Source organism: Nocardia sp. NPDC005998 (genome assembly GCF_040614395.1).
Classification (GTDB): domain Bacteria; phylum Actinomycetota; class Actinomycetes; order Mycobacteriales; family Mycobacteriaceae; genus Nocardia.
Genome location: NZ_JBEXUI010000004.1, coordinates 299,206 through 326,014, shown reverse-complemented (window position 1 = coordinate 326,014; position 26,809 = coordinate 299,206). Strand labels below are relative to the sequence as shown.

Sequence of the window (26,809 nt, the reverse complement as noted above, 5' to 3'; positions counted from 1 at the left end):
CGCGACCTCGACCGTCACGATCACACCCGCCGCAATTTCCAGAGCCTTCGCCACTCGCACCGGTCGCCGACCCATGCGTCTCCCCCGCGCTCGTCGCAAAGCCTCGCACCTACCCGAGCCAGTTCACGCACATGATCTTCGTTGATATCCAGATACGGCACGCCACAAATATTGAGGAAGAACGCAACCTGACTCGGAATTTCTATTGCCACAGCTGGATCCCCCCGCGGATCAGGGCACCCGCCGCGGTGCCCGCGTTCGCTGACGCTCTCTCGAGAACTCCCAATTCCCAACCATGGGAGTTGGGCTGTGTCAGGAATCCCGTTGTCTTGCAATAGGCTTCAGGCAGCCGGGTCGACGACGTCGTCCAGCGAAGGCGATCTCCCATGACTGTAGCCGCAATCGTCGGTCGATTATTCGACTGCGGATCGGAACTTCACTATCCGTCAATGGGAGTGAAAGAAGGAGGTATCTCGCGGGAAATCTTGCCGAACTCGCCGAACCGGTGCGGCGCAGTTGATGGCCAACTCCGCCCCCGCTCTGCGCGCCGTGGTCGATCGTCGTCTCATCCATGCCGATTAAGGCCACGGGGGATTCAATTCGTTCATCATCTCCGGTAAGTAGTCCGGCGATATAGAAATTGGCCACGGGCGGCTTGGTGCAGCGCTACCCGTGGTCGTTCACACAGGTAGCGGGAGCCCGAAATGGCGCCGTTGCCTGTATCGATAGGACATTTCCGGGAGCAGCCCTCTTGGCCCGCGGCGGGATTGGATGTCGACGAATTATGTCGCGGCGGCTGGGGAGTCGCCGCCCTTCGTCGAGTTCGTCGTCAAGATTCACAGTAGGTGAAATTCGTCTTGCGCCTGCTGCTATATCTACGAGATGGCCGACCAGGGTTGGCGTGAGCAACCGAAGACGAGGAGCCATCAGGTTTTCGACGACGCCTGCCGGATGATCGGCGAGCATGCGCGCCGATTCGCGCATCGGTATCGCGAGCGTGACGGACTCCGCAACCCCTCGGTGTATTGCGCCGACCTGAAGAAGTTGATCTACCACATCGAATCTCGTGTCCGCGCGGACATCGACTCTGCCATCAACACCTAGCGACGGGACACCCACATGCCAACGACAGTCACCGGGATCGACGATGTCACGGCCAGTTTGAGTTCCGGCCACGGGACCGAGGCGGCCATCGCGACGCTGACCGAAGGCGCGCTACTGATGCGGCTGATCCTGCTGCGCACACTCATCGCCGAAACCACGTCGCGCCCCGAAATTGCCGACGCCGCAGGACTTTCCCTTGCCTACCAGACGCTGGCCGAACTGCAACGATCCCATCCGGCCGAGGTCGTGACGTTGTTGTCCTACCCGCACGTCGGCCCGTGGCTCGCCCAGGTCCTACAGCGCCTTCATGCCGAGCCCGACGACGCGCCGACCCCACTGTGGGCCGACTGCGGCTACTTGGGCTGGCTCGCTGCGGCAGGCGCCATCGCCTGTCTACCCGAAGGTTCCATCAACGTCGTAGTGCGCAACGGCGTGGTGATGTTGCCCGGGATCGGCAGGGCCGATCTCGGCCCTGCCGCGGACAACGGGCACTGCGAACTGCACTGGACACAAGACGGCGCACTGCGCTTCACCCGGGGCACCAGCACAGTTCTCGTCCCGTCCCGGGATGACGAGTCCGATCCCGCCTGGCTGCCGCTGCGGCGATTGCGGGCGGCGGATGCGGAACGGGAGGTGTTCCTGGACGACCTGGACCCGTTCCGACACTTGCTGGACGGCCAGCGGCCACCCCGGCTCACGACCGCCCAAACCAGCACGTGGCAACAGGATTTCGCGGCGGCGTGGGAACTACTGCGCCGCGACTTCGACCGCTACCTCGTGCCGATGCGCAGCTGCCTGCAGTCTTTGGCGCCGCTGAGCGCACAACCACTCGCGGCGAGCACGAGCCACACCGCATTCAACGGAGTCGGCTGCGTCTACACCACGGCCCCCGCGGACCCATGCCAGCTGGCGCTCACGCTGATCCATGAGGTCCAGCACACGAAGTTCACGCTGCTGACCGATCAGATCGTGCTGTTCGATCCCGATCCGGTGTGCCGCTTCTACGCGCCGTGGCGCGACGACCCGCGTCCGATCATGGGCCTGCTGCACGGGATCTACGCGTTCTTCGGAGTCACCGACTTCTGGCGAATACATCGTCACGCCGACTGCCACCGATCGATGCAGGCGAACGTCGATTTCGAATTGTGGCGTCTGCAGGTGGAAGGTGCCCTGGCGCAGGTATCGACCTCGAGCCTGCTCACCGAGGCGGGTTCGCATTTCCTGAGCGCGCTCAGTGCTGAAATGCGCCCCTGGGGCGAGGAGGACGTGCCCACGGCGGTCAGGGTCGCCGCGTCCGAGGTGGCGATAGCGCATCGGACGTTCTGGCAGGTGCGGAACCTGATACCGGACATCGGCGGCATCGCCGAGCTGGCCGCGTGCTGGATCGCGCAGGCGCCACGGCCCGACGGCCTGCCGCCCGCGGATCAGGTGGACCAGCGAGCCGTGCCGAACGACCATCGCCGCCTGCACCTTCCAGTGCAGCTGAAGCTGCTGGACCACGCCGCGGCCGAAGCGCTGTCGATCCCCGAGCAGCCGCGCGGCGACCGGGCCTACCTGGCGGGTGACCTGGCTGCGGCGGTCGCGCTATACATCGAGGAGCTGCACGTCGACCCGCTCCGGCCACAGTTGTGGGCGGGCTTGGCGCTGGCATTGCCGAAGCTCCACCCGGACGATGACTTCAGCGTTCTCGATGACAGGGCCGAGGTCGCCGCCCACCTGTGCCAGGTACTGCTGGCGGATGCCGAAGGTGTCGAGATCGTCGATCTGGTGCGGTGGTTGTCGAGGAATCCGCGCACTCATGGGTAGATCGGGAATCCACACCAACCGGAACTTCCTGCTGCTGTGGTCCGGAAACGCGATATCGCTGGTGGGATTCCACGGCGTCCGAATCGCCTACCCGATGCTGGTTCTCGCGGTGACCGGCTCGCCCGCCGCGGCGGGATGGGTCGGTTTCGCGTTGAACCTACCGAGTCTGATCTTCCAGATCGCGGCCGGCATTGTCGCGGACTATTCCAACCGGATCCGAACCCTGGTGATATGCCAGATCACCGGATTGATCGCGGCCTGCCTGGCGGCCGGAGCGGTCGCTGCCCAGCTCCCGAGCCTCGCGCTGATAGTCGGTGTCACAGCGTTCATCGAGGGCAGTGTCTACGTCTTCGTCGGCCTCAGTGAGCTGGGCGCGGTCCGCGACGTGGTGTCGCACGCACAGCGACCCGCCGCGTTCTCGTTCCTCGAGGCCGAGCAACCGATCGCCATCCTGGTCGGACGAGCAGCAGGTGCGGCGGTCTACGGCGTGGCCCGTTGGCTGCCGTTCATCGCCGACGCCGTGTCGTATCTTTACTGCCTCGTCGCACTGTTGCTGATCCGTCCGGACTCGCCAGCACCGCCGAGAGCCGCCGAGTCCGAGCGTCATTCGGTCCGGCACACCATCACCGACGGCTTCCGTGTCGTATGGACCGAACCTTTCCTACGGACGTCGACGGCAATGATCGGACTGTCGAATATCGTCATTCAGCTCGTCCTGCTGCTGATACTGGTGGAACTGAAGAACGGCGACCGTCCCGCGTGGACCGTCGGCGTGGTGCTCAGCGCCGCGGGCGTCGGCGGAGTACTCGGCGCCGCCGCGGCATCACGGCTCATCACTCGCTTCCCTCCCCGGAATGTCTATCGGGGCGCGCTGTGGGCATGGACGGCGCTGCTCGTTCCAATGGCGTTCAGCGCCAATCCCTTTGTGCTGGCCGCGTGTTGGTGTGGCGTCGGCGGCGTCGGGGTCGTCAGCAACGTCGCGTTGACGATATCCCGGCTCGATGCGATCCCCGAACAGACGTTAGGTCGCGCGGTCGCGACAATGGCACTGTTCTGCGACGGCGCGGTCGCGCTCGGCGCGCTCGGGGCGGGCTATCTGCTGTCCGCAGTGGGCGCCGTCGCCACGCGATGGTTAGCACTCACGGCCATGTTCACACTCGCCACATACGCAAGTACTCGCACCACCCGCTCTCGTGATCTACCGCTTGCGCTGACATCACCCGATTCCTGAAGCGAGAGCCTGCTCGTCCCAGCGGCGCAACCTCGGCAACGGCGCGTACGCGTTGGTCCAGTTCTTCCCGAACGGGGATCTGCTGTTCAACAGGGACGGCGGGCCGTTCCGGGTGAAGTTCAACCGCTGAGCTTGCGGTATTTAAATACCATCCATAGTCTGGTCGCATGGTTCGACTTCCGCTGACACCCGCCCAGGTCGAGGCCGGTCGCCGCCTCGGCAGCCGACTGCGGGCCGCGCGCGCCGATCGCGACCCGGCCCAGATCGCCCGGGCGGCGGGCATCTCGCCGGAGACGCTGCGCAAGATCGAAACCGGACGGCTGCCGACACCCGCATTCGGCACGATCGTGGCGCTGGCCGCAGCCCTGGAGATTCCCTTGCAGGAACTCGCCGATACCTGGCGTTCGGCCGGACTCGCGGAATCGGCCTGATCTACTCGGGGGTGATCGCGATCCCGACGGAGCCGTCCGCACCCTTGAACAGCTTGTGCAGCCGGATCAGCACGGTGCCGATGATCCCGTACTTGCGCGACACCAGATCGCGCACTCGCTGAGTTCCGGCCGCATCCAGGACCTCGGCCTTGCCCGCGAACTTCTCCTCGCTCTTCGGGCGGCCACGGCCATCACATATCTGCACGGCCACCTCCGGATTGCGACGAATCCGCTTGACCTTCCAGGTCTTCGGGTTGGTCCACACCACGATCTGGTCGCCGTCCGGCGCCACCCACACCGGTGTGCCGACCGGTGTGCCGTCCTTTTTGTAGGTGGTCAGTAGGGCGAAAGTGCTCACACTCAGCTCGTTCCAGGTCATACCGAAAACGGTATGCCGCGGCGGTTGCTGCGACATCCGTCTGCGGGCAGAACGCGCCCGTACGCGTGCTGACGTACCGCGAGCCAGGCGACGGGCGAGCCGCCGCCCGCCTTTCCCCCTACTCAGCCCCGATAGGCCCGGAAGAAGGTCCGGACGTCATCGAGCAACCTCTTGATGCCACTCGTGAATCCGACCGCGATCACGCTGACGCCGAAAAATGCGCTCGCACAACGATCCTCACACTGAGCTGTAATCAGTCAAGACTGGGGACGCCCCTGGCCGCCGAGCACCCACCACCGGAAGCGGCCGGACCTCCTCGACATCGTCGTCACGATGACCGATGACCATGCCGTCCAAACGATTACGCCCAGATCTGCTGGCGGCCAGCATCTTCCACTGCGGTGAGCTCACCATGGACCGATGGAGGACTCGATGCGCGGCGGACATCGTCGTCCAGCAGGCGGTACCGCCTATGGGCAGACGTTGTCGTAGGGGCCGGTTCGGCGCGTAGTGATGCCAGCTCTGTTCTGACACGGTCGGCCCAGCCGGCTGCACACCGCCGATTCCGGATCGAGAAGTGTTTGCAGCGCACCGTGGATGTCGAGAACGCTCGGGCGGCTCCGTCCCAGGGGGTACGAGCAGCCGAACGGCCTCGACGACATCGACGAAGGAGCGACCACCATGAAACCGAACGAGATCACCGAGATCCTGAACCGCCCGTTCAGCCAGGAGCTCCTGGCCCGCGACCTGCTGCGGATGGCCTACGTCGCCAAGGACGGCACGCCCCGCAACGTGCCGATCGCATTCACCTGGAACGGCGCGGAGATCGTCGTCTGCACTTCGAAGAACGCCCCGAAGCTGCCCTCCCTGCAGCACAACCCGGAGGTCGCGCTGACGATCGATACCGAGGTGCACCCGCCGAAGATCCTGCTCATCCGCGGTCGAGCGGAGCTGGACGTGGTGGACGGCATCCCGCAGGAGTACCTGCAGATCAATGGCAGCTACGAAATGACCCCCGCGCAGCGCGTCGAGTGGGAGGCCGAGGTCCGCTCGCTCTACGACGGCATGGTCCGGATCGTCATCACCCCGACGTGGGTCAAACTCATCGACTTCGAAACCACCCTCCCCACCGCGGTCGAGGAACTGGTCCAGCAGCGGGCCGAGCGTCAGCACGCCTGAACCGATCAACGTGCTCTACCTCGTCTGCAACGAGGGCTACAGCGGGGACATCGACCTGGCGGCCGAAGCCATTCGCCTGAACCATGGTGGCCTGAGCTGACGACGTACCGGAAGTGGTTGGGATGCAACGCGCAAGCGCAGACAGCTGGGTTCGTCCGCTCACACACTCACAAGCGCACTGAGAGGACGGACCACTCAAACAGACTCAGCCGCAGCGGCTTTGACAACCGTAGGAGCATCCAGCGGTTACCCTCTACGCATAACCAGTCGACCACCCAAGGTCGCGGCCGAGACCAGCCGCGACCCTCCATTCGAAATCCATTGGTGGATCGAGGTTTAATGCCTCTGGTAACGTCCGACTTCTACTGGCAGGTGTCTCAGCTATGAAAACGATTGCCCTGGTCGCTGTCGCATCGGCTACGGTCCTGCTCGGTGCGTGCAGTAGCCACCACACCACCTCTACCTCGAGTCCGGCCCCAGCCGCCGTCTCGGGGGCAGCGCAGCCGGCGTCGGTCAGCCACAAGCTCGGAGACAGGGTCGATATCCCGGATATGGGTCTCGACCATACGGTTACCGGCAGCGAGGCGGTCTACACCGTGAGCAACCTCCATCGCGACGGCCAGAATCCTGCTGTCGATCTCGACTTGAAATGTACGTCCGGGACGGACTGCGCTGTCCGTACGTTCAAGGCGTTGACCGTGTCCGGCAAGGAAGTGGATCAAGTCACGTATTCATCCTCGGAACGCCCGGCCCGGTTCTTCAAGAAGTATCCTTCTCTCTCCGTTGGAGAGCTTCGGACCGGCGCCGTCGTATTCGATACGACCGAAGACATCACTCGAGTGATCCTCTACTACGGCACGGACAATCCCCCAGTGGCTACCTGGTCCCTTAAGTAGCCTCACCAGCACACTGTTATGGGTGGTTCGCCGGGGTGTCGCCAGGCACCGGTACCCAGTCGTACCAGCCGTCGTTGGCGTTCCAGAAGTGATTGAGCGCCCGCCCGTCAATGCCGATCGCGAACAGCGACAGACTGCGCAGCCTCATCCGAGAGCGTCGAGTGTCTTGCCGCGGGTGTTCGTGGTGTCAGCTCCCAGACCCGCCACCGTCCAAAGGCACGAGTCAGCGAGCACGTCGATCGGGTGTGCGGTCATCTTGATTTCGACAGTGCAGTCGCGGCCCGCAAGGCCGGTGATGGGAAAGCGGTAGCTCAGCGAGTTGGATCCCCGATTGATGTGTTCCTGCTTGCCGTCAGCCAAGCACTGGATGCGAGTCTTGTCGCCGACCACCGGGTAGCTCCAGTGCCGCGCGTTCGGCACGTTCGTATCGGGAATCTGGAACTCGGCCCCAGTGGGGCCAAGCAAATGCAGCGTGGCGATCGGGTCCGCAAAGGACGCCTCTTGAACGTTGGTGGGCGCGATATCGACGAATATCTCGTCACCGCCAGAAACCAGCAGGCTGGTGGCTTGGACTCCCAGGTTGCTGGGGACGATAAAGACCGTTCCAACGGCCGGGCATTGCTTGGACACGACTGCATTGACAGTCATCGCCATCATCTCCTAGTTCATCGAATTGCCAGGTAGGGGCGATGACAACGTTTCTCACCTTTCGGATGAGAGGCACGAGTAGCGAACTACTTGCCTTCGTCGGAACCATCGGCCGCCCCAGATACGATCGACGCGGACGAGGCATAGGTGACATTTTCAGGGATCCTCGGTCCCGCTATCTCGTAGGTCCCGTACCTCAGGGGAACCTCACGCCGGCATTGATCACTACCGACCGAATGCAGCTCGAGCTTGGTTCCACAGCACCGTGCAACGGGCCGCTGCTCCTCCTCGCGTTGATGCCGCATCCAATTCGAACAACAGCCGTACCTTTTCGTTCTGAATGCAAGGTGCCGGTGGCGTACATTTAGGACGTCGCAAGGTCTCTATCGCTTGAAGACCTCCACTACCGATGCTTTTGCCGCGCAGAAGTTCGTTGGTGCACGGTCGCCGGATAGCTGCATACATGTCCGTCTGATAGCTGACCGAATATCAAGCAAGAATCGTTGAACATCTGACAACCGATCGTCGGATTCCAGGATTATCGAAGGGTTCAGAGATATGTCCGGTCCACACGACGATTTCGCTCCCGACGAAGGCCCGAGCCGGGACCGCGACCAGAACGCGCAGCCGAAGTTCAGTCCGTACCACCATCCCGCCGCGGGTTGGGGGGCCGCAAAAAGCGTCACCAAGTTCATGGCCCGCGAACGCGAGGCGATCGACGGCCCGAGAGCGATTCTGAAGATGAACCATGAGGGCGGCGGTTTCGACTGTCCAGGGTGTGCATGGCCCGACGATTTGAAGGGCCTGCGCCTCGATATCTGCGAGAACGGGATCAAGCATGTCGCTTGGGAGATGACACACAAGCGAGTTGGCGCCGAGTTCTTCGCGGCACACACGGTGACGGAACTGTCGAAGTGGAGCGAATTCGATCTCGAGAACCAAGGCCGGTTGACCGAACCGATGACCTACGACCCGGCGACGGATCGGTACGTCCCGATCAGCTGGCAGGAGGCGTTCGAGCTGGTCGGCCGTGCGCTTGCCGAGCTCGACGATCCCAACCAGGCGTCGTTCTACACCTCCGGCCGGCTCGGGAACGAGGCGACCTTCCTCTACCAGCTGCTCGCGCGCGAATTCGGCACGAACAACCTTCCCGACTGCTCCAACATGTGCCACGAGGCGAGCGGGCGGGCACTGCAGGCTGCACTCGGCACCGGGAAGGGCACCGTCGACCTCGTGGATTGGGCGGCCGCCGACGCCCTGTTCATCATCGGGGTCAACGTCGCCTCCAACGCACCGAGGATGTTGACCTCGCTGGTCGAGGCCCACAAACGCGGAGCACAGATCGTGCACATCAACCCTCTCGTCGAGGCGGCAGCGCGGCGCGCGATCATCCCGCACGATTTCCTGGAGATGGCCACCTTCCGCGCCACCCCCACCAGCACCCTGAATCTGCAGCCGCGGATCGGCGGCGACATGGCATTGTTGCGTGGAATCGCGAAAGCTGTTCTCGAGGAAGCACGTACGGATCCGATGGCCCTCGATGCGGAGTTCATCGCCCGCCACACGGTCGGCTTCGAGGAATATCGCGCGATGTGCGAGGCCGCGTCGTGGACCGAAATCGAGCGGCAGTCCGAAGTCGCCGTCGCCGACATCCGCAAAGCAGCGCGGATCTACTGTGACGCCGACCGGAGCATCATCAGCTGGTGCCTGGGCATCACCCAGCACGAGCACGGCGTCGACACCGTCCGCGAGATCGTGAACCTGCTGTTGCTGCGCGGAAACCTGGGCCGCGAAGGTGCCGGCCCCTCCCCCGTACGCGGGCACAGCAATGTCCAAGGCAATCGGACCTGCGGCATCGACCACCGCCCCACCGAGGCATTCCTGGACCGGTTGGCACAGGTGTGCGGCATCGACCCGCCGCGGGAACACGGCCTGGACACCGTCCACACGATCGAAGCGATGCAGGCCGGGAACGTGAAGGTGTTCGTCTGCATGGGCGGCAACTTCGCTATGGCCGCACCCGACTCCACCTACACTTACGCGGCGCTACGCAAATGTGAGCTGACCGTGCAGGTCAGCACCAAGCTCAACCGCAGCCACGTCGTCCACGGCCGACGGGCCCTGATCCTGCCATGTCTGGGCCGCACCGAGAAGGACCACCAGCTCAGCGGAATCCAGGCCACCTCGGTCGAGGATTCGATGAGCATGGTCCATCTATCGCTCGGCATGAAACGGCCCGCCTCGCCGCACCTGCTGTCCGAACCGGCGATCATTGCAGGAATCGCACAGGCAGCACTGCCGAACAGCCCGACCCCCTGGCAGGCCTACGTCGAGGACTACGACCGGATCCGCAACACGATGGCCAAGGTGCTCGACGGGTTCGAGGACTTCAACCGCCGCGTGCGGCTGCCGCTCGGATTCCGCATTCGCCAGCCGGCCCGAGAGTTGGTCTTCCTGACCCCGTCGGGCCGCGCGGAGTTCTCGACCGCGGAACTGCCCGACATCGCCCCGGCGGCAGGCACCCTGACGCTGGCCACCGTGCGCTCACACGACCAGTGGAACACCACGATCTACTCCGACAACGACCGGTACCGCGGGATCGAGAACCTGCGCACGCTGGTCTTCATGAATCCCGACGATATGCGCGAACGGGGCCTCAGCGAGTTCGACAAGGTCGATATCACCAGCGTCGCCAACGACGGAAGCAGGAGATCGGTACAGAAATACCAGGCGATCCCCTACGACATCCCTCGTGGTAACGCCGCGGGCTACATGCCGGAGTTGAACGTGCTGTGCGCGATCGGCGACTACAGCACTCAAAGCGATCAGCCGATCATGAAGAACCTCGAGGTCACCATCGAGCGTTCGGCCTAAGTCGATGACGTGGGTACCGGGCAGCAGCGGCTCCGATTGTCGTTCGCGGTCACCACTCGGGATCAGCGTGGTAGATCTCGCGGTATTCCTTGGCGAAGGTGCGGCGGCCGAGCAGGCGCCAGGCGAGCCGGGCGGGGAGTGGCATCTCGGCGAGGAGTTTCCGGCGGTCGGTGTCGGAGACGCCCTGGAGGATGAAGCCGAGGAAGACCAACTGGCGGTCCTTGGGCATGTGCTCGCGGCCGCGTTCGCCGAGGGCCCGCCATTCGAGCGTGGTCATGACGTTCTCGACCACGGGCAGGATGTGCCGCTCCTCCTCGGCCATGTGCTCGTCGAGGGCATCGGAGAGCGCCTGCAGCGTGGCCGCGAGCCGGTCCCGAACCGATGGGTCGGCGGCGCTGGCGAACTCGGCCCCGTCGCGGTGGGCGCGCCCGATGAGTTCGGCGATCCGCTCGTGTTGTTCCTCCATGCGCAGCACCAGGGCGGAGTCGGCGGGGGCGCGCTCGAGCAGGATCGGCCACATGAGCTCGTCCTCGCCGGTGTGGTGGTGGTGCAGGCCGGCGCCGAGTTCGTCGAGGAAGGTGATCAGGCGCCGGGCGCGCTCGATGTCTCCGGGCGCCACCGCCGCGACGAGGCCGGGTAGCGCGCTGAGGTGCCGGCGGAAGGCGTTGTGCACGACGACCATGTCGTAGGTGTCGGGGCGGCCGGGCGCGGTGCCGGTGGTGGTCATACTGTGCTCCTGTTGCTGTCGGGGACCTCGACGACTGTGCGGCCCGCCGCTTGCAGCCCACTTGCGAGGCACTGCACGCGATCCGACTTAGACTTGGCGCGTTATGGTTCGGATCCGGGTACTCGGTGCGCTGACCGCGGCGGACGAGCGGGGCGAACTCGATATCGGCGGTCCGCGGCAACGCGGCGTGCTGGCGCGGCTGCTGGTCGCACGGGGCGAGGTGGTGCCGGTCGATCGCCTGATCGATGACCTGTGGCGGGGTGAACCGCCGCCGCGGGCGCTCGGCGCACTGCAGGCCTACGTCTCCAACCTGCGGCGGTTGCTGGAGCCGCAGCGGGCGCCGCGCACACCCGCCACCGTTCTGATCAGCCGGACTCCCGGCTACGCGGTGCGTTTCGCCACCGAGGACGTGGACGCGTGGCTCTTCGGCGCCGAACTGGACGCCGCTGGGCGACAGAGCGATCCGCGCGAACGACGGCGCGCGCTGGAACGCGCGCTCGCCCACTGGCGGGGCCCCGCCTACGCCGCCTTCGCGGCGGAGCCGTGGGCGACCGCGGAAGCGGCGCGGCTGGAGGAATTGCGGCTGGGCGCACGCGAGCAACTCGCGGCCGCCCTGCTCGAGGTGGGCGAGCCGGCGCTCGCCGCGGCCGAGGCCGAGGTGTTGAGCAGGGAGCACCCGCTGCGGGAGGAGGCGTGGCGGCTGACAGCGCTGGCTCGATATCGGGCGGGCCGCCAGGCCGACGCGCTGAGCGCCCTGCGGCAGGCCCGCAGCGTTCTCGCGGACGAACTCGGCATCGATCCGGGTCCGGCTTTGACCCGGCTCGAGGCGGACATCCTCGCGCAGCGAATCCCGCTGCGCGAGACGGTGATTCCACTTCAGGAGACACCGTCCGCGTCCGTCGCGGCCGGGAGCGCCCCGCAGGCCGGACCGGATCCTGGATTGTTCGGCCGAACCGCGGAACTCGCCGCGCTGCGCGAAGCGGCCGCCGACGCCGGCCCTCGGTCGGCGACTGTGGCGGGCGAAGCGGGCAGCGGGAAATCGACTCTGCTGCAGCACTTCGGCGCCGCCTTGCGCGCGTCCGGGCACCGGGTGGTGATCGGCCGCTGCCCGGAGGACGACGCCGCTCCGTCGGCTTGGCCATGGGTCGAGATCCTGCGCGCACTGGCCCGCGAGCACGATCCCGGCGGCTTCGCGCCTGCCCTGGCGCCGCTGCTCACCGACGGCGCCGGCGCACCGGACGCCGACCGCGCCCACGGCCGCTTCCTGCTGCATCGGGCGGTTTGCGACTATCTCGCCGCCATCGCCGCCATCACGCCGTTGGCGATCCTGCTCGATGACGTACATCGGGGTGACACCGAGACAGCGGCGCTGCTCACCGCGGTGGCGACTCAGGTGCCCGGGCTCGTCATAATCGGCTACCGCCCAGACGAAGTGCCGCCTGCCTTGGCCGACGCGCTCGCCGCCCTGGCCACCACCGTCCGCGCCCGGGTTCGCCTGCGCGGCCTCGACGTCGAGGACAGCGGTCGCCTGATCACCGCCCTGACCGGCAGCACACCGGCGGCCGCCGTGGTCCGGACGTTGCACGAGCGCACCGGCGGAAATCCGTTCTATCTCATCGAGGTGGCACGTCTGCTGCAGAGCGAGGGCGAGCTGGTCGCCGCGTCGGACGTTCCGGAGGGCGTGCGGGACGTGCTGCGTCGCAGGTTTTCCCGGCTTCCCGAGACCGGGGTGGCGCTGCTGCGCTTGGCCGCGGTGATCGGCCGGGAGTTCGATGTCGCGGTGCTGGTGCGCGCGGCCGAGGTACCCGAGGACGACGTGCTGGACGCGGTGGAGGCCGGGGTGCTGGCCGGGCTCCTGGACGAACCCGCCAGCGGCCGAGCGCGTTTCACGCACGTCCTGGTACGGCATACGCTGCTCGGCGACCTGTCCCGGGTCCGCCGCGACCGATGGCATCGGCGGGTCGCCGCTGCGATCGAGGAGATCGATCCGGGCGATCTCGCGGCCCTGGCCCACCACTACGGCGAGTCGGTGAACCCGGAGACGGCACGACGGGCCGCCGACTACGCTGTGGCGGCAGCCGAACGGGCCGAGCGGCGCTACGCCCACGACGTCGCCGCGGCCGGATACGAACGCGCGGCCGCCGCGCTCGAGCGCCACACCGGCGCCGACACCGTCGAGGAACGGATCGCGATGCTGTGCCGGGCGGGTCGCAGTCATCTCACCGGTGGCGCCGGGCTCGCCGCTCGAACCGCTCGGCACCGGGCCGCGGCGCTGGCCGAGGAGGCCGGCCGGGCCGATCTGCTGGTACGGGCGTTCACCGCCTGGGACACACCCACCCCGTGGATGAATCGGCTGTACGGCGTGGTCGAGCACCGGGTCGTCGGCTGGATCGAGGACGCACTGCGTTCCCCCGGCCTCACTCCCGGCGACCGGTGCCGGCTGCTGGTGACCCTCGTTGACGAGATCAGTGGCGAGGCAGGCGAGCGCGCGGCGGTGGCCGCCGCCGAGGCCGAAGCCCTGGCCCGTGAACTCGGTGACGACGCCCTGCTCGCTCCCGCGCTACAAGCAATGGCCTCGCTCTACGACTCGCCAGACCGCGGCGCGCTCGCGGCCGAGCTGATCGAGGTCGGGCGGCGCACCGACCGCAGCGATTACCTGCTCCTCGGCCACACGGTCGCGATCCAGGCCGCCGCATCCGCGGCCGATATCGCCACCGTCCGCGAGCATCTCCAGGCGGCCACCGTGCTGGCCGACCGCTATCAGTGGCGGCAGGCGCAAGTGGCGAACACGATGGCGTGCGGGCTGGTTGCCCTTGCAACCGGTGACCCCGACACGGCCGAGCAGCACTATCTGCGAGCCAACGAACTGCTCACCCGCGCAGGCATTCTCAATGCGGGCGGAATCCTGGCCATGGCGCTGTTCGTGGTGCGGCTGCACCAAGGCCGCGCCGGTGAACTGGTCGAGATGAGCAGCGCATTCACGGACAGCGCCATCCCCGCGACCGTCGACGCCGTGGTGGACTTTCTGGTGCTGGCCCTGCTCGCGGCCGACGACCGGACGCAAGCGGCACAGGTCCGGCGCCGGGCCCGGCCGATCCGCGACGACCTGTTTCGATCACTGTTCCTCACACTGCGCGGCATGGTGGTCGCGACACTGGGCACGCCCGACGAGGCCGCCGCGCTCTACCGCGATCTGCTTCCCTTCCGCGACCGGCTCGGCGGCGCCGACACCGGTTCCTACTCGGTCGGTCCGGTCGACACCGTCCTCGGTGACCTGGCGGCTCGGCGCGGCGATGCCGAGCTCGCCGCCGAGCACTACCGGGCCGCGCTCCGCGTCGCCCAACGCTGCGGCAACCCGACTTGGATCGCGGCCGCGGCCGAACGCCTCGAGCACTGACGCTTCACTAGTCGCTCACAAGTCGGACCCGGAACATCGCTCCCGACGATCCCGATCGACCGAGGAGTACCCCGTGCCGCATACCCGCCGCTTTCGCGCGGCCACCGATCTGTACCTGAAGACCGCAACCACCGCACACCGCAAACTGCTCGACCTCAGCGGCGGCCGCGTCGGTACCCGATTCAAGAAGATGCCCACCCTGGCCCTCACCACCACCGGACGGCGAACAGGGTTGCCGCGCACCGTGATCCTCACCGTCCCCATCGTGGAGGGCAACAGCTATCTGATCGTCGCTTCGCGGGGCGGAGACGACATCTCCCCGGACTGGTTCCACAATCTGTGTGCCGATCCTGCGGTCGAGGTGTCGTTCCAGCACAGCGCGAAGCAACCGATGACCGCCCGCGTGCTCACCCCACAGGAACGCGACCGGCGGTGGCCGCAGGTCGTCGCGGCGTACCCGGGGTACGAGACCTACCAGAAGCGGACCGCCCGCCAGATCCCCTTGGTCCTTCTCAGCCCGCGCGGGTGAGCTGCGTCGCCGCGGGAGCCCGGCTAGTTCTGCGGGGTGAGGAAGTCCTCCAGGAAGTTGCCCAGACGTTCGGCTTTGGCGGTGATGCTGGATTGGGAGGAGATGTAGTCGGAGATGCCTTGCTCTTGGGCATCCTTCAGGTAGGCGGGGAGGGGTTGTTGGAGTTCGGTGTCCATGGCTTGGGCTAGGAGTTGTTCCATTTTGGGGCGCAAGGGGTTTCCGGTGGCGGCTTGGTTGTCCAGTTCCAGGCGGCCCTTGTCGGTGGAGTAATCGTAGAGTTCGAATTCTTGGTCGGCGGAGCTGTCGATTTGAATTCGGCCGTCGAGCCAGTGGGAATATGCCGCGAATTTGGCGTCTGCGGTGCGGACCATGGTGACGTGGCCGGGGGCATTGTGGTCGAAGAGGATGGCGGCCTCTTCGATGGTGGCCTCGTCGGTGGTGTGGGCGATGAAGGGACGACCGGGGGCGGAGGCGTTGCGGCACAGCGCCATTAGGTCCAGGCGGCCGGCCAGGTGCTGGTAGTGGTCGGTGGAGCGCCACTCGTTGCCACCGGTGGCGATGGACAGCAGCAGAGGTGTGAGGTCCACACTGGAGGTGAGTTGCGTTCGGACCGCGGTGGAGTCGGTGGGGCTCAACAGGCCGCGGGGATCGTGGATGTAGAAGGGGACGCGGACGGCTTCGTCGTAGGCGCCACCACCCTTGCCGTGCAGGCCGTGGGAGCCGGCGTAGTCGCCGTGGTCGGAAGTGAAGATGACGACCGTATTGGCAGCGACATCGGGGCGGGACTCCAGAGTGTCCAGGACGCGGCCGATCTGGGTGTCCACCTGCTGTTGCAGCCACAGGTAGAGGTTGCGCATGTCGATCCACGCCTGCATGGCTTCGGGGGTGCCGTAGGGCGCGAGACCGAAGGCCACCACCGAAGCCTGCACCAGCGCCATCTGCAGGCGCGGCTTGGCCGAAAGCTGTTCCAGGGACTCGAAATTGCCAGGCAAGTCGCTCATCCAGCGGGGAATGTCGAGGCTGTTCTGGTCGCGGCGCGTCCAGCGCGGCCAGTACTGGATGTCGTGCGGGTTCACCAGCGATACCGTGGTACACCAGGGGGAGCCGCCGGAATCGTGCTCGAACCAGTCCACGAAGTCATCGACGATCTTGGGATCGGCCTGCAGGCCCTGACCCGGCGCGCCGTTCGGCGAGGGATAGGTGCCGCCGCCGAACCCGTACGCCTCCAACGCGCCCGGCGTCCGATCCGGGTAGTGCCCCAGATGCCACTTGCCCCACCAGGTCGTCTCGTACCCGTTCTCGCGCAACATCGACCCCCAGGTCGGAAACCGCGGGGACAAGGTCGATTCCGACACCACCATGCACCCGGTCTGATGGCTGTACAGCCCGGTGACCAGCGCGCCACGCGAGGCGGTGCAATCATTGGCCGCGGTGTAATGCTGCTCGAAAGACACACTGCCGCGCCGGATCCGCCCGATATTCGGCAGCAACTGATCCAGCATCGACTGCTCGGGGAACCACGCCGGCGCGCGCATCTCGTCCACGATGACGACCAGGATGTTCGGCTTGTTCGGGTCCACATCCGCGCGCACCCGCGCCGCCGAACCCGCCGCGTTGGCCGCGACCGCCGCGGTCACCGAGGCGGCCGCGCCGGTAAGAAATCCACGTCTGCCGAACACTGCGGCCTCCTACGAGTCGATGCCGCGCCGGACTTGGGCGGCGGTGCTGCGGGCAGCGTAGGTCAGCCGCGACACAGCGCACATCACGCGCGGGTGTGACACCAGGTCCCCTGTGTGGGGGATCGTTCGACACCAGTGAGATCGAGACTCGGCGAGCTGCCAGTCGGGATGAGCCACGAAATTCGCTACAGCGCAAGTGCGGGTGGGCTCGGGGGGCTGTCGAGAGACTGCGCGAGCAGAGCTTGCGCTGTGCGGCACAGGGTTTCAGCCGCGTCGGTTCTGGTTAGTTCCGCGACGTCGACGAGCCAGATGAACGATTCGATGCCGGTCGCCGAGCGGATGGCGATGGCCAGGCGGTGCACGTCGATATGGGGCCGGGATTCGCGCAGCGGTGCGAGGGCGTCTTCGATCCAGCCGATCGCGCGCCCGCGCCGCAGCGGCGACGGCTCACCCACGCCGGGCTCGAGCGACAGTCGCAGTGCGGCACGCAGCTCCGGCTCCCATTCCTGGGTGATACGCACGCATTCGCGCATGACCAACTCCAGCCGCGTACGGGGATCGCTTGGCGCGGGGTTGGGCAGCAGGGAGTTCTGTTCGATCTCTGGACGCACCGCCGCCAGCAGGGCTCGCTGGTTGGGGAAGTACCGATAGGCGGTTGTGCGGGAGATATCGGCGGCCTGGGCGGCATCCTCAACGGCCGGAATCGCTCCCTGTGCCAGCAATGCGCGGGTGGCGGTCACCAGCGCGGCGCGAGTGCGGGCCTTTTGGCTCCGTCGGCCACTTGTCTCATATGGTACTGCCATATCCATCATGGTACTCTAGTTCCATATCGATCCTTGGAGGCCGCGATGAGCGCCGATCCCATTGCCGTCAACCCGGAGCTCTATCGGGTGATCTTCGAAAACGAGCGTGTTCGCGTCCTCGAATACCGGGACGAGCCCGGCGATCGAACTCAGCCACATCACCATCCCGACAGCGTGCTGTACCCGCTGACCTCGTTCCGGCGACGTATCAGCGCGAACGGGCAGCAGGTCGAGGTGGCACTGACCGTCGGACAGGTGCGCTGGGTCGGCGCTCAGGAACATGCGGGTGAGAACATCGGCGATACCGAAACCCACGCACTGTTCATCGAACTGAAGGAACCACCACCGACCCGAACCCCTGCGGCACTCGGCCCCAGCACACGATGATTCCCGCGTCACACCAGAAGCGTTGCGTCGCAAGGAGATCACGCCGCATGAATTCGCCTGTGCGAACGCCCGGACATGCAGCTGAGCGGTTGCGACGGGCATAGCTCGGTGACCCGAGTTCAGGCAAGGGTTCCAACCGTGGCAGGAATGCCAGCAGCTCTGCCTCGCGCCGGTCGAATGCCCACTGGGACAGTTCACTGATCGCGGCCTAACACGAGGATCTGGTTCATCCACATGAGCCCGTATTCACTCCGCCGCCCGCGCGAAGTTCGCCGCCAAGACGCAGGCCAAGAACAAACGCACGAAAGTTGGTCGCGCCGCTGTCGTGCACGGCAAGGCCGTGCAGACCAATTACCGAGCCGGCGAGGTACCGCTGGCATCTGTGGTGAGATCGGGGTCGTATCGCAGAAGGTTCAGATGAGGTTGAGTGCGCCGAGAAATTCTGCGGCTACCTTCCTATCACCTTCGATCGATACGAGCCGGCGCCACGGTAGCCGGGTTGTTGACCAGGCCAGAAAATCCTCGCTCGTAGAGGTCAGCATTGCTGCGGCATTGTCTGCCGCGGAGTCGAGTGGTCGCACGGTGATGGCGTCTGCGTCGGGGCTGATGAGCACCTCCCGGGCGGCCGGGCCAGTGAGGCGTAATGCCAGCGGTGCGCTGAGGTGGCCGGCAAGGGTGGGTTGCATCTTCGGGATCCCGCCCAGTAGCCACGACACGGATGGGGTCAACCGCACGTCGTCGAGCGGTGGCATCTCGCGGGCAATAGGTCCCCGTGGCGCGAGGATGTCGTAACGAAGATGGGTGGACATGTCGAAGGTGAACATGTCGGCGATCGCGTGCAGAGGATAGGTTCCCAGGTCGACCATCGGTGTCTGCATGGAGGCCATGGGTTCTTCTTGCAGCGCGGAGAACACCGGTAAGGCCTGCGCGAGTTGCTTGTTCAGGTTGTCAACTGTGCGGGCCGGATCCCAGTCGCGCCGTTGGGCGACCACTGCGTCGTTGATGGCTTCAATGCCGAGGTCGGGCGCCGCTTCACCGCCCACGGCGGCCTGCAGCAGTTCCAGCAGCGCGCCGGCGTGGATGACGACGTCATGCACCGTCCAGCCCGCCGCAGCACTGGGCGTCTGCCATTCATCTTCGGTGAGCCCAGAGCTGACGGTCAGGATGTCGTCTCCGGAGCTGCGCATTCCGATGATTCCCGCGTGGCTCATACAGGCCTCCTCGAGGCGGTCGCTTGCGAAACGGGGCCGGGACATCGCCTGGCCGAGCAATGCGATTGTGTGGGAACAGCTCTTCGAATTCGTGCCCGACAGCGCCTTCGGTAGCTGGCATTCTCGGGCGGTTGCAGTGTCCATCATTTTCGAGACGCGGTCTGTCACCCAAACAGGTGATCGGCAACTAACGAATCAGGCCTTACTGGACCACCCGCTCGAGCGCGCGCAGATCGGCATCCAGCTTGCGGAACAACCAGTAGACGGCGACGAATGCGAGCCCGGAGGCCGCGCACAGCCCCAGCACCGAATCGCGCACAAGCGGAAGCTCTTCGGGTTCGAGGGCGGTGAATCCGGCCAGCACCCCGACCAGCGGCACCGACGCCGTCACCGCGAGATAGACCGTGGTTCTACGGCGCAGCGCACGAAGATGCTCCGAGTCGCGCGCCGTGGCGCGGCCGTGGCGCAGATAGATGGGATAGACGCAGCGGACGACGTAGAACGTGGACAGGAAGAATGTGTAAGCAACAGAGATGGTGCCCGCCACCAGCACGGTCGTCGCAGCATGGACCATCAGCCGCACCGGAAGCTCGGTAAGCCAAACAAGCAACAACACCCCTGTCACGGTTGCGCACACCGCGAACAGAAGGGTGTTCATCGCACACAGGTCGCCCCAGAACAATGTTCGCGACCGCACCCGCGCGAGCCTTGCCTCGTCGTAGCGACGGCCATTGCGCAAGCCGTGCGGCACCGCGAGCAGATCACGCGACATATACGCGTAGATGAGGATGGCCGGTGGCGAGGCACAGAGGATGAAAATGATGACGCCCATATCGATCTGCGAGTTGGTGGCATCGGACAGACGCTCTCTGATCAGCTCTTGGACGTGCACAGCCAGATAGACCGTAGCCAGGCTGACGCCCACCAGCGAAGATAGCCAGAGGATGGGGGTGGGCCATCGCGAAAGTCGTGCCCGCCAGCTGTTCGGCGGCGGAAAGACAAGGTCGCGGGCCCGCTCCTCGAGGCACAGGTCGAGCTGCTGAGCCAATTCCGACCCGCACGAGTAGCGGTCTCGGCGATCGGGCGACAGACACTTCAGCAGCACTCGACGCAGCGCCATCGGGCAATCCGGCGGAAGCTCCGATAGGAACGTCGACTCGACGGGTCTGCGGCGTAGCTCGAGCATGCGGGCCAGCGATGTCTCCGACTCACCGGCGAACGGTTCGTCCGCGAATGGGCGGCGGCCCGTGAGCAACTCCCACAGCATGACACCCAGCGCGTAGATATCGCTTCGCGTGTCGAGATCGGCGGCGGTCGTCGGCAAGTCCGGATGGCAGGCCTCGAGCTGTTCAGGCGACATGTACGCCAGTGATCCGCCGAAGTACGCCAGGGGACTCGTCCCCTTGAGGTGTTTGCTGGAGCTGACATTGAAGTCGGCCAACTTCGGGATTCCCTCGGCGCTCAGCAGCACGTTCGCGGGTTTGATGTCTCGATGCAACACCCCTCGGTCGGCCGCATGCTGAAGTGCGTCCGCCAGTCGGCGGCCCAGCCACCCGACGGTCTCTGGCCACGTCAGTGCGGCGGTCCGGGTCCGAACAGCAGATTCGGTGGGCCGAACCTCGCCCTTCTCGGCCAGCACGTGGTCAATGGCATCGAGCAGCAGTTGCCCGCTGCGCTGTTCCGCAGGCGTCGAGCGCTGTAGGCGCAGCACGTCGAGCAGCGTTCCCCCTGGCAGGTACTGCATGTAGAGCAGCTTGAGCTCGCCATCTGCGATGAGTCGCTGGTCGAAGATGCGCACGATGTATTCATGGTCCAACTGGGCGAGGGTCTGCGGCTCATTGCCGTGGTTGTGGGAAATCTTGACCGCGACCAGTCGCTGCATTGATTGTTGCCGAGCGAGATACACCTGGGCGAAGGCGCCGGACCCGATCCGCATCAGGAGGTCGAAATCGTCGATATGGTCGCCGACATTGATGGCGTCGAGCACAAGTTGGGCACTTGGACGAGCGATCAGCGTGCTGCGGTAGTCGCTCGTGAGCTGTGCGAGCTCAGGGTGAACCGTGGCGGTGGCCTCAGCGAGCACGCTAGCCGTATCGGCTGCGTGTGAACCGCGGCGCAGGGCGTGGAATTCCTCGTAGACCAGCTCGGCTGGCAGCGGGCCATCTTGCAGCTCTGCGAATTCGGCACGGTATTCGTTCAGTCGTTTGGGAAAGTGATAGCGAAGCCAGCGGTATTCGAGATCGATTTTTATCAGTTCGATCAGTATCGCGCGCCGCTCAGCCGCTTCATGTGGTAGGTATGCCGACAGATCTGGTGGGGCCCCGGACGCCCAAGCCACTGAAAACTGTGCCACCACGGCGGCAAGCGCTGTGCGGGTTCGTTCAGCTGGATCGACCAGATCGATCGGCTCGTACATCGGTCGCTCGGAATCGGCGCCGGGTGGTCACCCGGCGGCTACGCGCGATGCGGCCCTGTGTCGCAGTTGCCCCACGTTGTTTCCTTTCCGCCAAACCTCCAGATCAAGGGTATCTCCCCGATATGAGCGAATGGGTGGCAACAGCGGGGGTCGGCCGTGGCAGATGTGCGCGGGCGGTCACCGAGTTCGGCCATTATGGTCGACAAATCGCGAAACCGATCATGGTGTGCGCGAGCTATAGTGGTGCGACTATTGGAGGTGAAGCGACGCGGTCCCCACTGAATCTGGAGGGCAGTGCGAATGCCGTCGAAAACCTGGAACATCTCCATCGATATCGAAGAACTCGACCGCCTCACCAAAGTAGAAGCGCAGCTGAACGGCCGCGGGGACGAGCCATTGATCGCAGCCGGGTCCGCACACGTCAATCCCGCCGACGAGAATATTCCTGCCATCGGCGATGAACTCGCTTGTGCCCGTGCGCTGCAAGATCTGGCTCACCAATTGCTGCACGCGGCCATAACAGATATCGAAGCCCACACGCATAAGCCGGTTCAGGGCTTGCAGGGCTGACTCTGATCTACAGCGTTCAACACCACGCCACGGAAGTTGTCCACAGGTAGCGGGAGGTGCAACTATGCGTCGACTCGTCATGTGCTGCGACGGGACATGGAACACGCCGGGCCAGCTGGCGGTAACGAATGTCCGCCGCTTTTACAATTCCCTCGCCGAAACCACCAAAGGCGGCGAGGACCAGTTGACGCGGTATCAGGCCGGGGTCGGCACCGACAGTGCCGGTCTGGCCGGTTGGCTTTCGGGAGGCGTCGCGGGAGTCGGCTTGTCCCGCAACGTGATGGACGCTTACCAGTGGCTGACCACCACTTATCGGCCCGGGGACAGAATCGCGCTGTTCGGTTTCAGTCGCGGTGCCTTCACGGCCCGCAGCGTCGCAGGGATGATCGCGGCGTGCGGGTTGATCGATACCGCATACCTGGACGAAGACGAGATTCAGGGTCAGGTCCGGCACGCGTATCAGCGGCGGTATCGCCTGGGACGTGACGCCGATCCCGGGTGGAACGAGGGGCTTCGATTCAGCTACGACCCGGGACGGGCCGAGCCGATTCCGGTGGACTTCGTCGGGGTGTGGGACACCGTGGGTGCGCTGGGTATCCCGGACTACCTGGGCTGGCTCAACCTGCTGGACCCCGCGAGTCGACATGCGTTCCACGACGTGAAGCTCAACCCGGCCGTGCGCCACGGTCGCCATGCGGTGGCACTGGACGAGCAGCGGGGTCCGTTCACGCCTACGCTTTGGTCCGACCCGGAGCCGGACCAGGACGTCAAGCAGGTGTGGTTCCCGGGCAGCCACATGGACGTGGGCGGCGGTCACCTGGAGACGGGCCTGAGCGACGGCGCGCTGAAATGGATGATCGATGAGTCACGCGCCGCGATCGGACTGGAGTTCCGCAAGGACGTGGAGGACCAGATCCGGCCCGACGCACTCGGTACGCTGCACGACGACAACCAAGGCGTATACGGCCTACTCGAGCCGTTGTACGAGCCGCTGCTGCGCTCGCTATTGGAGTCGTTCTTCGAGCCGCGGCCGCGCGCCACCCCCATGATCGACAAGGACGGGAACAACCCGTTGCTGCACCGGTCGGTCTACGAACGCAACCAGACGCCGCCGATCGCCAGCGGTCCGTACCGGCGCACCCGGTCGCTCGCTCCGGGTGAGTCCGGCACGGTCAGCGTGTCCGCTCGGGATCCGTGGAATTGGACAGGCCTCTACCTCGAACCCGGCGATTACACCTTTGCCGCGACGGGGCAGTGGACGGATCTCGACATCCCCTGCGGGCCTGCGGGCACCACCGGCTGGCGCAGTTTCCACCCCGGCGAGATTTTCCACGTGGCAAGCACACTGATCGGTCAGGGCGAGCGGATCTTCCGGCGTATAACCCGAAACCCAAGGGCCAACTTCCTGCTGACCCGCCGGGACGAAAGCATGCCGTGGATGTCGCTGATCGGCGTCGTCGCCAACGACGCGATCCCGTGCGAGGGTGCGCAGGCGCTGCCCGAGTGCATCGCCATCGGCGCTGGCACGAACCACCGGATATTCCGTCCCGGGTACCTCTACGCCTTCGCCAACGACGCATGGAGCTTCTACGGCAATAACCGGGGCAGTGTGCAACTCGAGGTGACCAGGAATAGGTAGGGAGTTACCTCGGGCAGACGATCGCGTCGCTGCCGACAGCGGAGTCGACCGATGCATCGGCCCGACATCGAACCGTTCGCCGCGCTGTCCGACCACTTGATCGAATTCCCAAGCCCCCGGCGGGATTTCGATACTCGAGCCGCGGGTCGGGCACGAACGAGCCTGACTACATTCGGCCCGTTCACAGCGCGCCAGCGTGACTGCCCTACTCACTATCTGCACTGGTTGGAAGATCGCCAACTACCGGCCTGATCGCCGACGAACTCAGCGACTTCGATCAGCGAGGGTGGGCCGTTGCCAGCGGATCAGCTTGATCCGCACGCGCTATTGACAGGACCTGGCGCGCGGATGCTATACATTAGGGGAGGCTTACCTCGTTAGATGAGGCTAACCTCGCCGATCTTGTCCCTCCGTCATCGAGGCCCGCTGTGTACGTGTGTATCTGCAACGCCGTCTCCGAGAAAGACGTGCACAGCTGTGTGGCCGCTGGCGCCTGCTCCACGCGTCAGGTGAAGAAGGCGTGCGGCTGGAAGCCCGGCTGCGGCTCGTGCACGAGTCGGCTGACCGAGGTGATCGGCCAGGCCCGCACCATGGTTGCGGCCGAAGCCACGGAGGCGTCCGCCGCCTGATCCGACACTCAGGGCCGCCTAACCGGTTCGTCGGGTGTGAGCTGTGACACGATCACCCCCATGGAAGGCGACAAGGACATCATCGCTCTGCTCAACGAGCAGCTGACGGCCGAACTCACGGCGATCAACCAGTATTTCCTGCACGCCAAGATGCAGGAGAGCTGGGGTTTCACCAAACTCGCCAGGCACACCCGCCACGAATCGATCGATGAGATGAAGCACGCGGAGGTGCTCACCGATCGCATCCTCTTCCTGGCGGGGCTTCCCAACTACCAGAAACTCAACCCACTGCGAATCGGGCAAACCGTCCCCGAGCAGCTGCGGGCCGACCTGAAGATCGAGATCGAGGCGGTGGATCGGCTGCGCGGCGGCATCGAGCTGATGCGCTCGCGCGGCGATGTCACCTCCGCCCGCATCTTCGAGACCATCCTGGAAGACGAGGAACACCACGTCGACTACCTGGAGACCGAACTCGAACTGCTCGAGAAGCTCGGCGAGCCGCTGTACCTGCAGCGCTACACCGACACCACTGACGGGGACTGAATCGCTGAATCCCTTCCCCCACTGCTTCTTTCAAAGTGTGGCGGAAGCGCGGACCATGCCAGGTGCTGCTCGATGGCCAGGACGCGTTCCGGGGCGGCGCGGCGTCGGTAAGCCAGAACGGCTTTGACGCCGCGGCGGGTGGGATCGAATTGCGGTGGTGGAATCGTTGCTCGGCGATACTTCCTCGCTGATCGGCGATTCCATCAATCCCGGCCGATCCGAGTGCGGCGGCATTGTTGGCGTTGCAGCCTCGTGGTCATTGTGGCGGTGCCGCCGATCGGGATATCGGCAAGTCGGTGGGGAATGCGATCGGTTCGAGGCGGCTGAACTCCGAGCATTCGGGGCAGTCGGCGATGACAGGGTGGCTGCAGGAGGTGAGGTGGGCCAGGAAACCGTCGGTGGCTTCGAGGAGGGCCATGCGGGCGTGGATTTCGGCGCGTTTGGCCTCGATGAGTGCGGCGCGGGCGTCATAGGCGCTGGTGCCCAAGTCGCGGATCTGTTCCAGGGACAGGCCGGTGCGTTGGAGGATGCGGATCAGGCGGGCGATGTCGAGGGTTTGCTGGTTGTAGGTGCGGTGGCCGGAGGGGGTGCGGGGTGGGTGGAGTAGGCCGACGGATTCCCAGTGGCGCAGGACGTGGGCCTCGATGCCGAGGATTGCCGCGGCGTCCCCGATGCGTAGGTCCGATACGGTGGTCACGATCGCCTCCTTGACTTCATGTCGACATTAAGTATTAGCGTGCCGCCATGTCAGAACCAGTTCGCAGTCCGAGTCTGTTCGAATGCTGTGCCGCCGCGACGGGTCTGGTGCGCGGGATGGTGCGGCCGCGCAAGCCCGACGACCGCTTCCTGCGGTCGATCGCCGATGCGGGGCTGCCCGCCGCGCAGCGCACGGTCAAGATCACGACCCTGGAACAGGTGCCGCGCACGGTGCCGACGCCCATGGTCGTGGAGGGACGGTTCGATCCGAAGCAGATTCGCAATTCGCTCACCTCGTTCGTCGTTCAGCATCCAGAGGCCACCTTCCTGGTGGATCCGAGCTTCTGCCTCGACGCCGAGCACCGGGCCATCGCCCAACTGCCCTCGATCCTGCGGGTCGCGGTACGGCCCCCTGTCGACACCATCGCGACGGTCACCGCCCTGAACAGCGAATCTCAACTTCCCGCACCGGATTTCGCGCTGCCCACGCACGCACACTGGGATCATGTCTGCGGCCTGCTCGACTTGCCCGGCCTGCCGGTTCACCTGCACAGCGACGAACACCGCTGGATCACCGGCGGCGCGGTTGCTCCGGTCGGCGGCGTGCGCGACTCGCTGCGCGATCGCCCGCTCGAGCAGTTCGACCTCGACGGACCACCGGTGCTCACCTTCACCCGCAGCCGCGACCTGTTCGGCGACGGCAGCGTGGTGCTGGTCGATCTGCCCGGTCACACCCCGGGCAGCATCGGCATCCTCTGCCACACCGAAAGCGGCTGGGTGCTGCTTGCCGGCGATGCCGCCTGGCATCACCTGCAAATCGAGGACATTCGCCAGAAGTCCAGCTACCCGGGCCTTTTCGCCGACGTGGACCGCGATGCCACCTTCAAGACGCTGCACCGGCTGCACCTGGTCCGCCACACGGTGACCATCGTCCCGACCCACGATCACGACGCGACCAGTCGGTTCACTACCCCCCGGATCGATCCCGCGCAGGCGCTGCAATGACCGGTACTGCGACAAGACACGCGCCTCGCA

The 26,809-nt window shown here is 65.5% G+C and carries 24 protein-coding genes; 15 read left to right on the top strand and 9 right to left on the bottom strand.

All coding sequences use genetic code 11. The annotated features are described in order from the left end of the window. Positions 1–882: 882 nt before the first annotated feature. The 4 genes from ABZ293_RS09905 (at position 883) to ABZ293_RS09890 (ending at position 4,572) form a co-directional block, all read left to right on the top strand. The gene (locus ABZ293_RS09905; RefSeq protein ID WP_355179070.1) at positions 883–1,104 is read left to right on the top strand and encodes a hypothetical protein; all 222 of its coding nucleotides are present in this window, start codon (positions 883–885) and stop codon (positions 1,102–1,104) included. 15 nt (positions 1,105–1,119) lie between these two features. Further along, positions 1,120–2,910 (top strand): HEXXH motif domain-containing protein, encoded by a 1,791-nt coding sequence (locus tag ABZ293_RS09900; protein WP_355179068.1) that lies wholly within the window; start codon positions 1,120–1,122, stop codon positions 2,908–2,910. Further along, positions 2,903–4,141 carry an MFS transporter gene (locus tag ABZ293_RS09895; protein WP_355179066.1) on the top strand — a complete coding sequence of 413 codons (1,239 nt, stop codon included), beginning with the start codon at positions 2,903–2,905 and terminating at the stop codon, positions 4,139–4,141. The genes ABZ293_RS09900 and ABZ293_RS09895 overlap by 8 nt, the downstream gene beginning before the upstream one ends. Before the next feature lie 167 nt (positions 4,142–4,308). Further along, positions 4,309–4,572 (top strand): helix-turn-helix transcriptional regulator, encoded by a 264-nt coding sequence (locus ABZ293_RS09890; RefSeq protein WP_355179064.1) that lies wholly within the window; start codon positions 4,309–4,311, stop codon positions 4,570–4,572. 1 nt (position 4,573) lies between these two features. Here the strand turns inward: ABZ293_RS09890 and ABZ293_RS09885 are convergent, their stop codons facing one another. Beyond that, the gene (locus tag ABZ293_RS09885) at positions 4,574–4,951 is read right to left on the bottom strand and encodes a PPOX class F420-dependent oxidoreductase (RefSeq protein WP_355179062.1); all 378 of its coding nucleotides are present in this window, start codon (positions 4,949–4,951) and stop codon (positions 4,574–4,576) included. Positions 4,952–5,632: 681 nt separating this feature from the next. Here ABZ293_RS09885 and ABZ293_RS09880 point away from each other — a divergent pair. Together ABZ293_RS09880 and ABZ293_RS09875 are read left to right on the top strand one after the other, a co-directional pair. Further along, positions 5,633–6,130 carry a pyridoxamine 5'-phosphate oxidase family protein gene (locus ABZ293_RS09880; protein ID WP_355179060.1) on the top strand — a complete coding sequence of 166 codons (498 nt, stop codon included), beginning with the start codon at positions 5,633–5,635 and terminating at the stop codon, positions 6,128–6,130. A gap of 383 nt (positions 6,131–6,513) precedes the next feature. Then, positions 6,514–7,026, top strand: coding sequence for a hypothetical protein (locus ABZ293_RS09875; RefSeq protein WP_355179058.1), 513 nt, complete (start codon positions 6,514–6,516; stop codon positions 7,024–7,026). Positions 7,027–7,042: 16 nt separating this feature from the next. On the opposite strand, the gene ABZ293_RS09870 is transcribed toward ABZ293_RS09875, so the two are convergent. Beyond that, complete coding sequence (locus ABZ293_RS09870) at positions 7,043–7,174, bottom strand: hypothetical protein (RefSeq protein WP_355179056.1); 132 nt, start codon at positions 7,172–7,174, stop codon at positions 7,043–7,045. Continuing rightward, complete coding sequence (locus tag ABZ293_RS09865; RefSeq protein WP_355179054.1) at positions 7,171–7,674, bottom strand: hypothetical protein; 504 nt, start codon at positions 7,672–7,674, stop codon at positions 7,171–7,173. The genes ABZ293_RS09870 and ABZ293_RS09865 overlap by 4 nt, the downstream gene beginning before the upstream one ends. Before the next feature lie 558 nt (positions 7,675–8,232). On the opposite strand from ABZ293_RS09865, the gene ABZ293_RS09860 reads away from it, so the two are divergent. Beyond that, positions 8,233–10,548, top strand: a complete 2,316-nt coding sequence (locus tag ABZ293_RS09860; protein WP_355179052.1) for an FdhF/YdeP family oxidoreductase — start codon at positions 8,233–8,235, stop codon at positions 10,546–10,548. 49 nt (positions 10,549–10,597) lie between these two features. Here ABZ293_RS09860 and ABZ293_RS09855 read toward each other — a convergent pair whose 3' ends face one another. Beyond that, a complete protein-coding gene (locus ABZ293_RS09855; protein ID WP_355179051.1) occupies positions 10,598–11,275 on the bottom strand; it encodes a hemerythrin domain-containing protein in 678 nt (225 codons plus the stop codon). A gap of 103 nt (positions 11,276–11,378) precedes the next feature. Here ABZ293_RS09855 and ABZ293_RS09850 point away from each other — a divergent pair, with 103 nt between their 5' ends. Further along, positions 11,379–14,672, top strand: a complete 3,294-nt coding sequence (locus ABZ293_RS09850; protein WP_355179049.1) for a BTAD domain-containing putative transcriptional regulator — start codon at positions 11,379–11,381, stop codon at positions 14,670–14,672. 73 nt (positions 14,673–14,745) lie between these two features. After that, complete coding sequence (locus ABZ293_RS09845) at positions 14,746–15,201, top strand: nitroreductase family deazaflavin-dependent oxidoreductase (RefSeq protein ID WP_355179047.1); 456 nt, start codon at positions 14,746–14,748, stop codon at positions 15,199–15,201. A 23-nt stretch (positions 15,202–15,224) separates the two neighbouring features. On the opposite strand, the gene ABZ293_RS09840 is transcribed toward ABZ293_RS09845, so the two are convergent. Both ABZ293_RS09840 and ABZ293_RS09835 read right to left on the bottom strand, forming a co-directional pair. Beyond that, positions 15,225–16,880 (bottom strand): sulfatase-like hydrolase/transferase, encoded by a 1,656-nt coding sequence (locus ABZ293_RS09840; RefSeq protein WP_355179045.1) that lies wholly within the window; start codon positions 16,878–16,880, stop codon positions 15,225–15,227. A gap of 185 nt (positions 16,881–17,065) precedes the next feature. Further along, on the bottom strand, positions 17,066–17,683 hold the full coding sequence (locus tag ABZ293_RS09835) for a TetR/AcrR family transcriptional regulator (RefSeq protein ID WP_355179043.1): 618 nt from the start codon (positions 17,681–17,683) through the stop codon (positions 17,066–17,068). 45 nt (positions 17,684–17,728) lie between these two features. On the opposite strand from ABZ293_RS09835, the gene ABZ293_RS09830 reads away from it, so the two are divergent. Then, positions 17,729–18,070 (top strand): cytoplasmic protein, encoded by a 342-nt coding sequence (locus ABZ293_RS09830; protein WP_355179041.1) that lies wholly within the window; start codon positions 17,729–17,731, stop codon positions 18,068–18,070. Positions 18,071–18,483: 413 nt separating this feature from the next. Here ABZ293_RS09830 and ABZ293_RS09825 read toward each other — a convergent pair whose 3' ends face one another. Both ABZ293_RS09825 and ABZ293_RS09820 read right to left on the bottom strand, forming a co-directional pair. Next, positions 18,484–19,281 (bottom strand): maleylpyruvate isomerase family mycothiol-dependent enzyme, encoded by a 798-nt coding sequence (locus tag ABZ293_RS09825; protein WP_355179039.1) that lies wholly within the window; start codon positions 19,279–19,281, stop codon positions 18,484–18,486. A gap of 202 nt (positions 19,282–19,483) precedes the next feature. Next, positions 19,484–21,697, bottom strand: coding sequence for a serine/threonine-protein kinase (locus tag ABZ293_RS09820; protein WP_355179037.1), 2,214 nt, complete (start codon positions 21,695–21,697; stop codon positions 19,484–19,486). Between the two features lie 300 nt (positions 21,698–21,997). On the opposite strand from ABZ293_RS09820, the gene ABZ293_RS09815 reads away from it, so the two are divergent. The 4 genes from ABZ293_RS09815 to bfr all read left to right on the top strand — a co-directional run bounded on the left by ABZ293_RS09815 (position 21,998) and on the right by bfr (position 25,078). Then, the gene (locus tag ABZ293_RS09815) at positions 21,998–22,267 is read left to right on the top strand and encodes a DUF1876 domain-containing protein (protein ID WP_355179035.1); all 270 of its coding nucleotides are present in this window, start codon (positions 21,998–22,000) and stop codon (positions 22,265–22,267) included. A 64-nt stretch (positions 22,268–22,331) separates the two neighbouring features. Further along, positions 22,332–23,906, top strand: coding sequence for a DUF2235 domain-containing protein (locus ABZ293_RS09810; RefSeq protein ID WP_355179033.1), 1,575 nt, complete (start codon positions 22,332–22,334; stop codon positions 23,904–23,906). A 428-nt stretch (positions 23,907–24,334) separates the two neighbouring features. Further along, positions 24,335–24,535, top strand: coding sequence for a (2Fe-2S)-binding protein (locus tag ABZ293_RS09805; protein WP_355179031.1), 201 nt, complete (start codon positions 24,335–24,337; stop codon positions 24,533–24,535). A 60-nt stretch (positions 24,536–24,595) separates the two neighbouring features. Continuing rightward, positions 24,596–25,078 carry a bacterioferritin gene (gene bfr / locus ABZ293_RS09800; RefSeq protein WP_355179029.1) on the top strand — a complete coding sequence of 161 codons (483 nt, stop codon included), beginning with the start codon at positions 24,596–24,598 and terminating at the stop codon, positions 25,076–25,078. A gap of 256 nt (positions 25,079–25,334) precedes the next feature. On the opposite strand, the gene ABZ293_RS09795 is transcribed toward bfr, so the two are convergent. After that, positions 25,335–25,775, bottom strand: coding sequence for a MerR family transcriptional regulator (locus tag ABZ293_RS09795; protein ID WP_355179027.1), 441 nt, complete (start codon positions 25,773–25,775; stop codon positions 25,335–25,337). Positions 25,776–25,822: 47 nt separating this feature from the next. Here ABZ293_RS09795 and ABZ293_RS09790 point away from each other — a divergent pair, with 47 nt between their 5' ends. After that, on the top strand, positions 25,823–26,779 hold the full coding sequence (locus ABZ293_RS09790; protein WP_355179026.1) for an MBL fold metallo-hydrolase: 957 nt from the start codon (positions 25,823–25,825) through the stop codon (positions 26,777–26,779). Positions 26,780–26,809: the final 30 nt, after the last annotated feature.